The sequence below is a fragment of the Microbacterium sp. NPDC087665 genome (assembly GCF_044743285.1).
Taxonomy (GTDB): Bacteria; Actinomycetota; Actinomycetes; order Actinomycetales; family Microbacteriaceae; genus Microbacterium.
In genome coordinates, this window is the sequence record NZ_JBIUWD010000007.1 from 79187 (window position 1) to 93424 (window position 14238).

Genomic DNA, 14238 nt, shown 5'->3' on the forward strand with positions numbered 1-14238 from the left:
ATGTCGACTTCCGCGCGCACGATCGGCCGCATCTTCCTCGGTTCCTCGCTCGTGTTCGCGGGGGTTTCGCACCTGACATTCGCGCGTCGGGAGTTCCAGGCGCAGGTGCCCGAGTCGCTGCCGCTCGACCCCGACGTCACCGTTCTGGCATCGGGCGTGGTCGAGGTCGGTCTCGGCGCGCTGTTGCTGTTCGCCCGCAAGCGCCGCCGCCTGGTCGGCACGATCGCGGCCCTGTTCTTCGTCGCGGTGTTCCCCGGCAACGTGTCGCAGTGGATGCACCAGCGCGACGGCTTCGGCCTCGACACCGACATGAAGCGGTTCGTGCGCCTGTTCTTCCAGCCCGCACTCGTCGCCCTGGCCGCGTGGTCGACGCGCGAGCGCCGCTGAGCGTATCCCGCCCGTCGTGACGGCGGCCATCCGATCGAAAAGTAGACTCGGCGGATGGGAGATCGGCCGGTGACGCAGCGGTGAAGACGCGTACCGTCTTCGGCCTGCTCCGGTTGGGCGCCGCGGCCATCTGCCTCGTGGCCCTCATCCACCGCCTCGCGTGGGGTCTCGCCTCGAACACCGTTGCGAGCCAGAACTTCTTCGCGTACCTCACGAACCAGTCGAACGTCGCGTTCGTCGTGCTGCTGACGATCGCCGGGATCATCGCTCTGTGCAAGGCCCGCGATCCGCGCTGGCTCACCGTCACGCTCGCGCTCGTGCTGTCGTGGACCATCACGGCCGGGCTCGTGTTCGCGATCCTCGTGTGGCAGGCGGGGCTGCGCGGCATCCGCATCGATGTGCCGTGGTCGGATCAGGTGCTGCACTTCTACCTGCCCGCTCTGACGGTCGCCGCCTGGGCGCTGGCGCCGGGGCACCGCGCGGTGCCGTGGCGGGTGATCCCGGCGACGCTGGCGTATCCGCTGCTATGGGGTGCGTTCACGATGATCCGGGGACCGATCATCGGCTGGTACCCGTATTACTTCCTCGACCCGCGGCAGGTCAGCGGTCCGCCCGAGTTCCTCATCTCGTCGGGCATCGCCCTGGCGACGTTCTCGATCGTGGCGACGGCGCTGGTTCTCATCAGTCGGATGCCCCTGCCGAGGCGACTACGGGTCGACCCGGCCGAGTCCGATCACGACGGCCCCGATCACGACGAGCCGGATCATCGCGCGGCGTCGGAAGAGTCCGAGCACTCCGCCGACACGGACGAACTCGTTCACGCGGCCGGGGCGAGCGACCCGGTCAGACGTACACGCTGAGCGACTCGAGCGCCGCTTCGATCGCGGCCTTCTCGTCGAGCTCGGCGAACTCCGCCGCGCTCGCACCGCCCACGATGCCGACGAGCACGTTCTCGCCGGTCGACGGGCGCAGGTTGATCCAGGTGCGGATCATGGCGTCGCCGTCGACGGTGTGCCAGATGGCCTCTTCGGCCTCCCAGAACGGTTCGTCCCAGCGCAGCCAGACGGTCTCGATGCCGCCCATGCCGAGCGACGAGATCGCGCCGCGGTTTCCGAACGGCAGGGGTGGCTCGAACTCGATGCCCTGCTCCTGCAGCACACCGAGCGGCACGGTCACGAGCACGCGGTCGAAGGTCTGCGCCTCACCGGTGCCGAGGCGCACACTCACCCCGGTGTCGTCGTAGGCGAGACGCGTGACGGGAGAGTTCAGCCCCACCTGCAGCCCATCGAGCGCCTGCTCGACGAACGGCAGCAGGCTGTCGCGTGCCGCCTTCGGACCGGGCGGTGGCACGACCGGCGGGAACCAGCTCGACAGCATCTCGGCATCGGCACCGGCGCGCGTGGCGAGAAGAGCGAACAGCGCGGCGTTCGCCGGATCGGCGGGGTCGCCGCCCGCGGCGGTGAGAGCATCCGCGAGCGAGGAATCCTGCGGGGCTGCCTGCGCGGTGGTGACCGCAGCGAGCAAGGGCTGGTCATCGACGCGATCGGTGTCTCCGTCGGGTGCGCGCCAGAGCTCGCCATCGAGGTCGACGACGCCGACACCCTCGCGCGTCATGTCGTCGAGCAGTTCGGCATCCGCCTCGTCGAACAGCCACGCGCCCAACTGCACCGGCACCGGCCAGGAGTCGTCGACCCGCGAATACACGCGTCCGCCGACGCGGTCGCGCGCCTCGAACACCGTGACCTGCAGCTCGTTCCGGGCGAACAGCGCCGCAGCCGTCGCGCCGGCCAGACCCGCACCGATCACGGCGACGCGCTCTCCGGCATCCGCCTGCGTCATCAGCTCATCGGCCGCGCGCTCGCCCGAGGCGATCGCCCCGCGCATCGTGCCCGGAGCATCCTCATCGGTGGCCTCGCCCGCGAAGAACAGGCGGTCATCGACCGGACGCGCCAGCGCAGCGCGCGCGTCGGCGGTGACGCCGACCGGGGTAAAGCTGACGGCGCCGAACGCGTACGCGTCTTTGATCCAGCCGCTGCGCACGCTCGCCGCGGGCACCGGAACACCGTTCGTCGGCTCGGGCGTCGGCGTGCGGGTCGGCGTCGGAGCGGGCGTGGGCTCGGGCGTGCACGATGCCAGCAGCACCGAGACGACACCGGCTCCTGCACCCATCAGCAGAGTCCGTCGCGTGATCCTCATCGTGTCGCCACTTTATCCCGCCTCGCCCGGGGGCGGGGCACGGGGCAGCGCGGTGCCGTGTCCCTAACTCAGGACAATCGGCCGCGAACCCGCCCGAACCACCCTGATTCGCCCCGGAATCGACGGTTTGTCCTGAGTTGGGGCCGGGGTGCGGGCTCGACCCGGCTCACAACTCCTCAGATCCGGCCCCGAAACCCCAGAAACCGACCGATCCTTCCCCGGATCGGCCGGTTTCTGAGGAGTTGTGCAGGCTCAGACCGCGAGCAGCTCCCGTTCGAGGCGGGCGTACGAGGTCTCCATGCCGTCGGCCATGCCGGTGGCGAGGATCATGTCGCGCGTTTCCTTGTCGGGGTACTCGATGTAGAGCGTGATGAGGGTCGCGCCGTCTTCCTCGTAGAGGTTGAGGTCGTTGAGCGTCTCGACCGGCATGCCGATCATCCGCTCGGTCTGCACCGACCGCTTCGGAGCGTCGATCAGCAGCGCCTCACCCTCGAAGCCGAACGGCTGCCCCTCGGTGTCGCCCACCGGGGCCCAGGAGGTGCGGTACGTCTGGCCGACCTCGGTCGCGACGACGCACTCCGTCATCACCCATCCGTCGGGTCCGAGCAGCCACTGCTTCATGAGCTCGGGCTCGTTGTGCGCACGCCACACCAGGTCGCGCGGGCCGTCGACGAGGCGCGTGATGCGCACGTGCACATCGTCGAGCAGTTCGACCTGCGTGCCCTTGCCCTGCGCATAGTCCCGCAGATCCTGCAGCACGGCGTCGAGCTGGCTCATCGCCATGGTCGTTCCCTCGATGACGCCCATCGCCACGACCTGCTCGAGCGCTTCGGCCGACGAGAAGTAGCTCGTGCTGACCATGCGGGTGCCCTCGCCGGTCGGCTCGAAGGCGATCACCATGCGCATGCCGGGCATGTCGTCGTTGGGCGTGCCGTCTTCGTCGGCGAACGAATCGAGCACCTCGAAGCTGCGCGGGCCGTCGATCTTCAAGAACTCCCAGGTGCCGGATGCTTTCTCCCCGCGCGGGCCGTTCATCGTGTAGTTCGCCTTGCCGCCCACCGTCTGGTCCCAGTGCGTGAAGGTGGCGGGCCATCCGGGAGGACCCCAGAAGCGCTCGAGCTGGCGCGGGTCGCTGTAGGCATCCCAGACCCGCTCGACGGGAGCCGCCAGGTCGGCGACGACCGTGATGGTGAGGTTCTCGGCATCCGTCGTGACATCGGTGACAGGCATTGTCAGTCTCCTTGTTCGTGTTCGGTCGGTTCGGTGTTCTTCGTGGTGTTCGTGGGGGCGGCGAGCAGGTCGTCGAGTCGGGAGATGCGCGACCGCCACAGCTCTTCGTACCGGGCGAGCAGCGCCTTGGCGCGGGCGATCATCTCGGGATTCGCGCGCACGAGGCGCTCGCGTCCTTCGGCGCGCTTGACGATGAGGTTCGCGGCTTCGAGCACGGCGACGTGCTTCTGCACCGCGGCGAACGACATCTCGTACTCGGCGGCGAGTGTCGAGACGGACTGCTCCTGCTCGATCGTCCGGCGCAGGATGTCGCGCCGGGTCGACGTGGCCAGTGCGTGGAAGACACGGTCGACCTCCGCTTCGCTCAGTTCTCGTTGTGCAACCATTTGGTTGTACGTTATGCCCGAGCGGGGGTCGTGTCAAGAGGCTCTTCGGGAACGCGGTGCGGTGACACAAAAGCGCAGCCAAGATTAACGCCCGCAAGGGACGGCCCGCCCGCTCCAAGAAGTAGAAATCGTGCTGCGCATGATCAGATCCTGACGATCGGGGAGCTCGCTCAGCGTGGTCGGGAGGCGGTGAGCGCTCCAGACTTGCGCACCGTGATGGAGATCACCTTGCGGTTGGTGTGGTTGCTCGGGCTCGAGGATCGGGCCACTGGTTTGAGGTCGCTGTTTGGTGTGGAAACCGACCTCATGGCAAAGCACCCGGAGCATCTCGCCGACCTCGGGATTTCGCTCAGTCCGGATGAAGTGCTGTCCACGATCCGTCGACGTCGGCGGCACCCCCTGCCATGATGCTCATGTGACAACCCCTTCGGAAGACACCGTGAAGCCACCTTTGGCGCGAACACGCTTCGGCATCGCACTCGGGCTACTCGTCATTGGCGTCGTAACCGCAGTTCTCGGCTACCACGAGTGCACTGTCACCGGGACGCTGAAGGCGGACGACTCTGTCGTCGCTCTGACCACCTGTGCCCCGCCCACCGCAACGAGCGCGACGGTTCTGCTTTTCCTGCTGCTGGTCGTGGCCCTTCTGTGGCCGGACATCTCGGAGATCACTGTGTTGGGAGTCAGTTTGAAGCGGAAGGTCGCGGAGGCTCGGGCGGCCGCGGAATCTGCACGGGAGAGTGTTGACCACCTCCGCGACGTCGTGCAGCACCAGCAGACTCAGATCGATGCGGTCACCACGGCAACCGCTACCAACACCACGAACATCCACCTCGGCGACGGCGCAGCGCTTGAGGACCTGCGGGCTCGACTTCGAAAGCAGGCCGAGGATGTCCGTGAAGAGCAACATCGAGATCACATCCCGAACTTTGAGGCGTCGAGCGACGTACCTGAGAGCGAACTCAAGATGCGAGTGCTGTCGGACTTCCAGGTACTCGCGAATCTGCTCGGTCTCGGGGCACAGCGCGGCCGCGGAGAACTGATCTCAAAGGACCACCATCGTCGAGCGGTCCAGCAGTTCTTCTTGGATGACCACGCGGGCCCAATTCGGAGCGTGAGGGCCGTCCGGAACGCCGTGGCCCATGCACAAGACGTTTCACGCGAAGACCTGGAGAACGCCCTCGTCATCCTCCCAGATCTAATCCAGGAGGCCCGCCAACACTTCCTCCGCTACGATCTTCCCCCGGAGTCTTGACCCATCGACTGCGACATTCCACCGCAGCGGAGGTTGCAAGCCAATAGCATGAACGCATGCCCGATGCCCCACCAGAGCCGAGCAACCGGCGCCGCGGATGGATCCGTCCCGCCCTAATCATCGGCGGAAGCTCGCTCGGGGGAATGGGCTTGGCGTCCTGGAGCTGGGCGATTCAGTCGACCGCTCCCTGGTGGAGCAACATCTTCGCCAATGCCGCTGTCGTGGTGATGCTCCTCATTCCGGGGGAGCTGATTCTTGGACAGGTGCGGAGGCGCGTGGAGGCCAACGAGTCCAGAGTGCGCACTGCCGAGACCAACGCGGCAACCGCCAGAACTACCGCAGAGGCAGCCAGTGTGAAGGCGGCGCAGACTGCGGCATCGCTCGAGGCAATTCAGCAGAAGCTGGCTGACCGCCAGCAGTCCGAGCTCGACGAACAAGTGGAGCAGTATCGTGTCCCGCTGACCAACCTCACCCGAGAGTCGCTTCTGGGAGTGCTCCGCGCTGCTGAAATGGCGGATCTCATCAGCAGCGCTGGGGTGCGCGCGCCCGTCTGGGAAACCGAGATTCACTATCGGTTCGTTATCGACGATCCCCTGCATGGCGAACTGTCCGTCAGGCTCGAGGAAGATGACGGGACGGTCATCTCTACGGTCGACTGGCAGCCGGGTGTCGTAGCCGAAGACTTCTTCCAGAAGCTCGTCGAGGCAGTCCGCGCCGCTGGGCACGATCTCGGCACGGGACTGAATCTCCCGACCGAATCCGTGCAGCAGGTGATGAAGATGCTCGAGGATGTCACTCTCCTTCGCTCCCAGGCACTGCTGGGGCATCGGGACCGTCTGAGGAAGATCATCGAGCGGATTGATGGGTGGTACTTCACCGAGTCCCTCGTGTTGCCAGCCGACGATCTCAGCTACACGATCCACGTTCATCGACTCAACGAGATGGACTGGGAGTCACATCTCACACAGAAGGGCTGGTACACGGCACCCTGGTCCATCGGCTTCGCTCGCCGCTTGTACGGCCTTACCTCTCACGGAGGACAGGAATGAGCGACAAGCCAAGTCGACTGCCGGTGTTTCCCATGGATCTCGTCAAGGGAGTCACGGAGATCCTCGGACAAACTGAGCACCCCGGGCTGACGAACCGCGAGATCGACCAGCTTCTCCAGATGGTGGGCGTCAGTGGCCGGCCCGACGGATTCAACAAGCGTGATGGGCTCTACGCCGCGTTGAACAACGAGCAGGTGGTCCAGAGCGCTGGGAACTGTGTTGCGGCATTCATCACGAAGGCGATGTCTCCCGGGAGGTACGCACGGGACCCTCAGCACTTCACGCAACTCAGAGACGAACTCAATGAGTTCCTCATCCATCACGGCTATGGGGTAAACGACGCTGGAAAGCTAACTCGCAAAAGGCAAGCGACATCTCTCAGCGAAGGCGCGAAACTCGCTGGCACCCTTCAGGTCGAGCTTCGCAGACGGGGCACGCACGCCGAGCTCTTCCGCTACTGCGAGGAGGAGTTCGTGAACCGATCGCTCTTCCACGCGCTCTCGGAGGCAGCCAAGAGCATTCCTGCTCGCGTCCGAGCAATCACCGGTCTCGCGGGCGACGGCGGTGCCCTGTACAACGGTGTCTTCGCCACTGGTCGCGACAAGCCGGTTCTCTACATCAACGCATATGAGTCAGACTCGGACATCAGTGAGCATCGAGGCTTCAACAATCTTCTGCTCGGCATCCACGGACACTTCCGAAACCCTCGGGCGCACTCGAATCGCATCAACATCGTCGAAGCCATGCCCGACTTCTACGACGCGTTCGCGCTGTTCTCGTACGTCCATCGACGACTAGACGGCTCTTCACTCACCCCCTTGACCTAGCTGCATCGGCCCTGGAGGCCGCCGGTGGCTAAAAGTGTCACGGCAAAGAGGTCGCGTGAAAGCTGAAACAGCCGCTCTTGCGCGACATTCTGTGTCAACAGATCGTTTTTCCGACAATTCTTGTCGGAGGGCACAAGGAACCCTTCGACAAGCGAGCAGGCTGATCCCGACCGCGCCAACCCGAGATGCGACTACCCGAGCCAGCCCTTGATGATGTCAGCCACGCGATCGAGGTCGGATTCGAGGAGGAAGTGTCCGCCGTCGATGAGCTCGACGCGCGCATTGGGGGCATCCCGGGTGAACGCTTCCGCGCCCGCGGCGGCGAAGATCTCGTCGTTGCGCCCCCAGATCGCGAGAACCGGCACTTGCGAGGTGCGCAACCAGTCGTGGACTGCGGGGTAGAGGTCTCGGTTGGTGGCGTAGTCGCGGAAGAGCGCCAGCTGCACGTCGTCTTGGCCGGGTCGGGCGAGGAGCGCGAGGTCGTGCTCCCAGGCGTCGGGGTCGACGGTCGTCGGGTCCGGCACGCCGTGGAGGTACTGCCATTCGACCGCTTCCCGGCCGAGGGCAGGGCGGAGCGCGTCACGCGTCTCGGTCGTCCGTTCGGCGGCGTCGGCCCAGATCGGGTTCCAGAAGCTCGGCACGAAGCCGTCTTCGTACGCGTTGCCGTTCTGCGAGATGACCCCCACGACGGCCGCGGGGTCGTTGAGGGCCAGGCGCCAGCCGATGGGGGCGCCGTAATCCTGCACATAGATCGTGTACTGCGCCACCCCCATGGTCGAGAGGAACCGGGCGGTCACGCGTGCGAGCGCCTCGAAGGTGTAGTCGAACTCGTCGACCGAGGGCGCGGAGGAGCGACCGAAGCCGATGTGATCCGGAGCGATGACGCGGTAGCGGTCAGCGAGCGCCGGGATGAGGTGCCGGAACATGTGGGAGCTGGTCGGGTATCCATGCAGGAGCAGGAGCACCGGGGCGTCGGCCGGGCCGGCTTCGCGGTAGAAGACATCGAGCCCGTCGACGGAGACGGTGCGGTGGTGGACGGTGACCATTACTAACCCCTTTGGCTTGTTTTACTGGTTAGCAAGACGCTAGCATGGTTCCATGGCAACGCACGGCCCGAGAGAACGGAGAACGATGCTTCAAGACGAGCAGCTGCTGTTGGCACTGGTGAACAGCGCGCCCGTCATCGAGGGCGTGCCGACAGATGAGCTGCAGGGAGCCGCCGGGCGAAAGCTCGCACGCAGCTGGGGCGGGACAGGATCCGCCGACGAGCTAGCGCGCCTGAGACGCGTGAGACGGGCCCTGCAGACCGTCATCCGTGATGGTGATGCCGCAGCCGTCGGCGAACTCGAGGGGTTCCTTGAGGGCGCCGTGCGCACGCCGCGCCTCACTCCGGACGGCGTGATCTGGGATCTTCAGGTTCCCGAAGACGACCGACTCGCGGCGGGGGCCGTGCTGGCGTGGTCGAGCGTGATCACCGAGTCCCCCGGTCGCCTCCGCGCCTGCGCGAATGACGAATGCAGCCAGTTCCTCGTCGATCACAGCCGCCCGGGCACCGCGAAGTGGTGCTCCATGGCGGTCTGCGGCAACAGAATGAAGGCACGCTCGCACGCGCGCCGCGCGAAGAGCTGACCGCACCCGTTCCGCCTACTCGTCGGCGAGCAGCTCGTCGGCATGTAGCTCCTCGGCGTTGGTGCCGAGGAGCGGGGCCGACATCGTCACTCCTCCGTACTGGACCCCGGGAACGCCATGCCCCGCGCGACCTCGATGAGGGTCCGGATCGGCACGCCCGTGCCTCCCACCGAGGTGTAGCCGTACGCGGAGTCCGAGTTGTAGGCGGGACCGGCGATGTCGAGATGAGCCCACGCGACGCCTTCGCCGACGAACTCCCGCAGGAAGGCCGCCGCGCCGAGCATCCCGGCGGCGGGCTTGCCGACGTTCTTGAGGTCGGCGGTGTTCGATTCATAGGCGGCGAGCACCTCCTCGGGAATGGGCATGGCCCACATCGGCTCGCCACAGAGATCGGATGCCCGCACCACGACGTCTCGCGCACTCGGAACGCCCATGACGCCGGAGGTGCGGTAGCCGAGCGCTGTCACCTGGGCGCCGGTGAGGGTCGCGAGGTCGAGAAGCAGATCGGGATCCTCCTCCTGGGCGGCGACCAGGGCGTCGGCCAGCACCAACCGCCCCTCGGCATCGGTGTTGATCACCTCGACCGTCTTCCCGCCGTAGATGCGAATCACGTCGCTCGGACGCACGGCCGAACCGGAGGGCATGTTCTCCGCCAATGCCAGCCAGGCCGTGACCCGCACGGGAAGGCCGAGTTCGGCGATGGCGAAGAGGGTCTGCGCCGCAGCCGCGGCGCCCGCCATATCGGACTTCATCTTCTCCATGTTCGCCGCCGGCTTGAGCGAGATACCCCCGGAGTCGAAGGTGATGCCCTTGCCCACGAGCGCCAGATGCTGGTCGGCACCGGGCGGCGCGTAGGTGATCTTGACGAGCCGGGGTCCGCGCGCCGACCCCGATCCCACGCCGATCAGCCCGCCGAATCCTCGTCTGCGGAGCTCGTCGTCATCGATGACGTCGACGGCCACTGCGTTCCCGGGGATTCGTCGCGCCTGTTCCGACACTGCGTCCGCGAACGATTCGGGGAAGAGGTGCGACGGCGGCTCATTCACCAGGTCTCGTGCCGCCGCGACCGCACGAGCGACGATCGCGGCGCGATCCAGCACGGGCTGCACATCGCCGTTCGCGACGATCGAGATCGTGCGAACGGTCGCCGCGTCGTTGTCGGAGAGGTGCGCCGTGTACCGGTAGGCGCCGAGCAGAGCGCCGACCGCGACTGCCTCGACGCTCGCACGATCGGTCACGGGGAATGCGATCCCGACCTCGCTCGCGGACGCGACCGAACGCAACGCGCTCCCGGCTGCGCGCCGAAGCGACTCGGCGGCTGCGGGGCTGCACTCGGTCGCGTGCCCGGCGAGGTCGCCGATGCCCACCAGCAGAACCGACCTCGCCACGACCGATGCGGGCGACGGAACGCGGGAGACTGCTCCCGGCGCACCCTTATGCCCGACAGCATCCGCAACGTCGGCGAGCGCCTGGGTCACGTCCTCGGAGAGCGTCGGGGCACTGACGTCGATCTTGCCGTCGCGGGTGCCCACGGCGACGACGAGAACGTCGACTTCCGCGAGAGCCGCGTCTCCCGTCACGTGCGTCAGTGCGAGCAATGTCGTCTGCGGGCGGATCACGCCGTCTCCTTCTCTCGAGTGCGGATGCGATCCGCGCAGTGCGCGACGAGTCCGAGCACTGCGCCGTACTGCACACCGACGACGGCGGTGACGGGGATTCCCTGCGGCTGCTCGTCGGCCTCGCGCTGCGCCAGCCACCCCGTCCACGTGCGGTCGAGTTCGGCCGCCGCGCGGCGGATCGACACCGGCGCCGATCCGGCTGCGACCTCTGCCCTCAGAGCGCGCAGCAATGCACCGCCGAACCGTAGCCGATACATCCACACCACAGACATCGGGCGCTCGGCCACGGTGGCCTCCCGGTCGTTGGCCGCGTCGCGGGAGCGTTCGACCATGTGCTGCCCGGCCCGCGACATGCCGGGCACGAACGCCTCGGCACTGCGCAGGAAGGGCGAGTCCAGCGTCAGAAGCGGTCGCACCCGCTCGAGGAGCGCGGAGAGTTGCGTGCCCGTGTCGACGAGCGACTCCCCCGCCGAGCGGAGGAGGTCCGCGTAGTTCGACCCTGACGGGCGGATGTCGTCAGCGCCGAAGGTGCGCCAGATTGGCAGCTCGGCGATCAGCGACACCGTGCCGTAGCGGCTCGCGTAGCTGGTCGAGGACTGACCTGCCGCGCCGGGCGGAACCGGATCGAGGTCGTTCTGCACCCGCCATTCGTATGCGTCTTCCGCCGCGCCGGAGGCGAACACGGCGGGAGCCAACTCCGCCAGGTGCGCAGCCTCGGGTTCGCCGAGGTGAAGAGGGATCCCCAGCTCCGCGGGCAGTCGATGCAGGAGAGGCGCCAAGTCACGCGCCGCCGGAGAGAGGTAGTAGTACGCGCCCCCGGTCTCGGAGTTGTGCAGCGGGATGTAGAGGTCGGGGCGCAGCTCGTCGATCACCCGCTGCAGGGCCTGCGTCTCGGGGAGCGTGGCATCGAAGTACTTCTGCTTGTAGTCGATCGGGAAGGTCCACTCCACCTGCTCGCGACCGGGGGGCCGATAGAAGTTGCGGAAGTACGTCTCCGCGTCGAACGGGTCGTCGAACCACCCCTCGTTCAGCCGCATGCTGTCGGGGTCGATGCACGGGATCACGTGCCAGTCCGTCGCCAGGCGCTCCCGCAACGACGCGTCGCGCAGGAGGTCGTCGAGCAGGCGGATGACCGTGTGGGATCCGATCGGCTCGTTCGGATGGATGCCTCCCACGACCAGGCAACGCACGCGTCGACCCTCGCCCTCGCCCTCGCCCTCGCCGAGCGTGTACTTCATGATCGGCTCGCCGAGTCGAGACGTCCCCACGCGCCTCCTCGTGAGCAGGTCGGGGAACTCGGTTCTCAGCGCTTCGATGCGCTCGAGCAGGTCGTCGACCGTGGGATACCCGTCGAGCTCCGGCAGGGAGGATGCCCGCATCACGATCTCATCGTCCGAGATCGTGGCTGCTCTCGCCTCCGTGGTCATACTCGCCCTCTTTCTCTTCGTCTGATCTGCTGCTGGTACGGGTCGGGCACCGGCGCGGCCTCGAGAAGCCGCCGCGTGTAGTCCTCGCGCGGATTCGACAGCACCTGACGTCGATCGCCCTGCTCGACGATGCGCGCGTTGCTCATCACGATGATCCGGTCGGCGAGGCTGTCGACAACGGCGAGATCGTGACTGACGAACAGGCAGGCGAAGCGCAGCTCGCGCTGCAGCCGGCGGAACAGATCGAGCACGGTGGACTGCACCGAAACGTCGAGAGCCGACGTCGGCTCGTCGGCGATCAACAGCAGCGGGTCGAGGGCGAGGGCGCGCGCGATCGCGACACGCTGTCGCTGCCCGCCCGACAGCTCGTGCGGGTACCTCGTGCTCCACGACCGCGAGAGTCCCACCGAGTCCAGCAGCTCGTTGGTGCGGGCCGTCAACGCCTGTCCGCGCAGGCGCCCATGAACGCGCAGCGGCTCACCGATCGATTCGGCCATCGTCCAGCGCGGATCCAGGGCTCCCTGCGGGTTCTGGAAGACGATGCCGATCTTCTTCTTCAGTTCGATCGCCTGGCGACGCGGAGCCCGCACGGCGTCGACGCCGTCGATCACGATGCGACCCTCGGTCACCGGAGCGAGACCCGTGATGGCCTTGCCGATGGTCGACTTGCCCGATCCCGACTCCCCGACCAGCGCCACGATCTCTCCGCGCGCGATGCTCAGCGACGCATCCTCGACCGCGGTCACCGACCGGATCCCCTGCCGGTACTCGACGGTCAGATCGTCGACCTCGAGGACGGGAAGATCATCGGCGATCGACTCGCGAACCGCCACGTCGAGGCGGGGCACGGCCTGCAGGAGCTGGCGCGTGTACGCGGCCTCGGGGCGCTCGAAGATCCGGGTGACGGTCTGCATCTCCTCGACCTGGCCATGCCGCATCACCACGACGCGGTCTGCCACGTCGGCGACGACTCCCATGTCGTGCGTGATGAGCAGCACCGCCGTTCCCTCGCGCTCACGAATGCGCAGGAGGAGATCGAGGATCTCGCGCTGCACGGTCACATCGAGCGCCGTCGTCGGCTCGTCGGCGATGAGCAGTTCCGGGTCGCACGCCAATGCCATGGCGATGACGACGCGTTGCGCCTGCCCGCCCGAGAGCTGGTGCGGGTAGGAGCGCGCGCGTCGAGCCGGGTCGCGCACCTCGACCGAGGCGAGCAGTTCGACCGCACGCTTTCTGCGATCGCTCGCGCTGAGTTCGGGGAAGTGCTTGCGCAGCGTCTCACGAATCTGAAACCCCACGGTGAAGACCGGATCGAGGGCGCTGAACGGGTCCTGGAAGATCACGGCGATACGGCGCCCTCTGATCGTCTGCAGCGCGCGCTCGTCGAGACCCAGCAGCTGCTCGTCGTCGAACACGATGCTGCCGGTCACCTCGGCGGTGTCGGGGAGCAGGCCCAGAATGCTCATCGCCGTCACGGACTTCCCCGAGCCCGACTCGCCGACGACGGCGACGATCTCTCGTCGTCCCACGTCGAACGCGACACCGTTGACCGCCCGCACCGAACCGCCATGGCGGCTGCCGAAGTCGACGGCGAGGTCGGTGATGCTCAGAAGGGGTTCACTCACGGTCGCTCCGCTCACTTTTCTGCCTGATCGCGGCGATCATCTCGTCGGGAAGCTGGGCGGGCGGCGGTGTGTCCTCATCCTGATCGCGGTAAGTGCGCCACTGATCCAGCAGGTTGTGATGGAACTGATCGACCCACGCCATGTATCGACTACCGTTCCGCAGTCGGCGAGCCGGTGCGGGTTCCGACCCGACCGAGGTCGACATCGCGGTGCGGAGCACCTCGCCCATGCGCTGGAGACCGACCTTCTCGCGGCTGAGGAACGCGCCCCACACGTCCTCCTCCGCGCGGAAGTGCGCGACCCGACTGTGCGAGACCGACAGCCGGGTGATGTACCCGGAGCCCATGAGCGACCTCGTCGCCGTCGAGATGGTTCCCGGGCTGGCATCCAGCAGCCGCACCAGATCTGCGGAGGTCAGCGACGGCTCGTCCGTGATGATCAGCACACCTAGCACGCGCCCGGTGATCCTCTTGCCTCGCATCAGCTCCCAGGCATCCGTGAACCGATCGATGAAGTCGCTCATCTCGTCGCTCAGTGAATCCAGCGCCATGTCGAGACGCTCCTTCCTTCTTCGTTCTTCCGTGACCGCGATGACGACCGATATCGTC

Annotated in this window: 15 protein-coding genes; 7 read left to right on the forward strand and 8 right to left on the reverse strand. The window is 66.9% G+C overall.

Translation table 11 applies throughout. The features are described 5' to 3' along the window. The gene (locus tag ACIOSY_RS15375; protein WP_400854826.1) at positions 1 to 387 is read left to right on the forward strand and encodes a DoxX family membrane protein; all 387 of its coding nucleotides are present in this window, start codon (positions 1 to 3) and stop codon (positions 385 to 387) included. Between the two features lie 80 nt (positions 388 to 467). Next, on the forward strand, positions 468 to 1247 hold the full coding sequence (locus ACIOSY_RS15380; RefSeq protein WP_400854828.1) for a Pr6Pr family membrane protein: 780 nt from the start codon (positions 468 to 470) through the stop codon (positions 1245 to 1247). Here ACIOSY_RS15380 and ACIOSY_RS15385 read toward each other — a convergent pair. The 3 genes from ACIOSY_RS15385 to ACIOSY_RS15395 all read right to left on the reverse strand — a co-directional run bounded on the left by ACIOSY_RS15385 (position 1231) and on the right by ACIOSY_RS15395 (position 4199). Continuing rightward, positions 1231 to 2583: an FAD-dependent oxidoreductase gene (locus ACIOSY_RS15385; protein WP_400854830.1), complete on the reverse strand. Its 1353-nt coding sequence runs from the start codon at positions 2581 to 2583 to the stop codon at positions 1231 to 1233. The two genes, ACIOSY_RS15380 and ACIOSY_RS15385, sit on opposite strands and share 17 nt — an antisense overlap. A gap of 252 nt (positions 2584 to 2835) precedes the next feature. Next, complete coding sequence (locus tag ACIOSY_RS15390; protein ID WP_400854832.1) at positions 2836 to 3813, reverse strand: SRPBCC domain-containing protein; 978 nt, start codon at positions 3811 to 3813, stop codon at positions 2836 to 2838. A 2-nt stretch (positions 3814 to 3815) separates the two neighbouring features. Next, positions 3816 to 4199, reverse strand: a complete 384-nt coding sequence (locus ACIOSY_RS15395; protein ID WP_400854834.1) for an ArsR/SmtB family transcription factor — start codon at positions 4197 to 4199, stop codon at positions 3816 to 3818. A gap of 213 nt (positions 4200 to 4412) precedes the next feature. Here ACIOSY_RS15395 and ACIOSY_RS15400 point away from each other — a divergent pair, with 213 nt between their 5' ends. The 4 genes from ACIOSY_RS15400 to ACIOSY_RS15415 are packed head-to-tail and all read left to right on the forward strand — an operon-like array spanning position 4413 to position 7330. Then, positions 4413 to 4607, forward strand: coding sequence for a hypothetical protein (locus ACIOSY_RS15400; protein WP_400854836.1), 195 nt, complete (start codon positions 4413 to 4415; stop codon positions 4605 to 4607). 7 nt (positions 4608 to 4614) lie between these two features. After that, positions 4615 to 5454 carry a hypothetical protein gene (locus ACIOSY_RS15405; RefSeq protein WP_400854838.1) on the forward strand — a complete coding sequence of 280 codons (840 nt, stop codon included), beginning with the start codon at positions 4615 to 4617 and terminating at the stop codon, positions 5452 to 5454. A gap of 56 nt (positions 5455 to 5510) precedes the next feature. After that, positions 5511 to 6503, forward strand: a complete 993-nt coding sequence (locus tag ACIOSY_RS15410) for a hypothetical protein (RefSeq protein WP_400854840.1) — start codon at positions 5511 to 5513, stop codon at positions 6501 to 6503. Then, on the forward strand, positions 6500 to 7330 hold the full coding sequence (locus ACIOSY_RS15415) for a TIGR02391 family protein (protein WP_400854842.1): 831 nt from the start codon (positions 6500 to 6502) through the stop codon (positions 7328 to 7330). Before ACIOSY_RS15410 ends, ACIOSY_RS15415 begins: the two co-directional genes overlap by 4 nt. Before the next feature lie 191 nt (positions 7331 to 7521). Here the strand turns inward: ACIOSY_RS15415 and ACIOSY_RS15420 are convergent, their stop codons facing one another. Continuing rightward, positions 7522 to 8376, reverse strand: a complete 855-nt coding sequence (locus ACIOSY_RS15420; protein ID WP_400854844.1) for an alpha/beta fold hydrolase — start codon at positions 8374 to 8376, stop codon at positions 7522 to 7524. An 85-nt stretch (positions 8377 to 8461) separates the two neighbouring features. Here ACIOSY_RS15420 and ACIOSY_RS15425 point away from each other — a divergent pair, with 85 nt between their 5' ends. Continuing rightward, positions 8462 to 8959, forward strand: coding sequence for a CGNR zinc finger domain-containing protein (locus ACIOSY_RS15425; protein WP_400854846.1), 498 nt, complete (start codon positions 8462 to 8464; stop codon positions 8957 to 8959). An 86-nt stretch (positions 8960 to 9045) separates the two neighbouring features. Here ACIOSY_RS15425 and ACIOSY_RS15430 read toward each other — a convergent pair whose 3' ends face one another. From ACIOSY_RS15430 to ACIOSY_RS15445, 4 genes are read right to left on the reverse strand one after another with little or no spacing between them, the layout of a single operon-like run. Further along, positions 9046 to 10578, reverse strand: a complete 1533-nt coding sequence (locus ACIOSY_RS15430) for a leucyl aminopeptidase (RefSeq protein WP_400854848.1) — start codon at positions 10576 to 10578, stop codon at positions 9046 to 9048. Continuing rightward, positions 10575 to 12005, reverse strand: coding sequence for a M14 family zinc carboxypeptidase (locus tag ACIOSY_RS15435; RefSeq protein ID WP_400854850.1), 1431 nt, complete (start codon positions 12003 to 12005; stop codon positions 10575 to 10577). The genes ACIOSY_RS15430 and ACIOSY_RS15435 overlap by 4 nt, the downstream gene beginning before the upstream one ends. Continuing rightward, entirely contained in the window at positions 12002 to 13630 is a 1629-nt protein-coding gene (locus ACIOSY_RS15440; protein ID WP_400854852.1) for a dipeptide ABC transporter ATP-binding protein, read from the reverse strand. Before ACIOSY_RS15440 ends, ACIOSY_RS15435 begins: the two co-directional genes overlap by 4 nt. Further along, a complete protein-coding gene (locus ACIOSY_RS15445; RefSeq protein ID WP_400854854.1) occupies positions 13623 to 14180 on the reverse strand; it encodes a GbsR/MarR family transcriptional regulator in 558 nt (185 codons plus the stop codon). The genes ACIOSY_RS15440 and ACIOSY_RS15445 overlap by 8 nt, the downstream gene beginning before the upstream one ends. Positions 14181 to 14238: the final 58 nt, after the last annotated feature.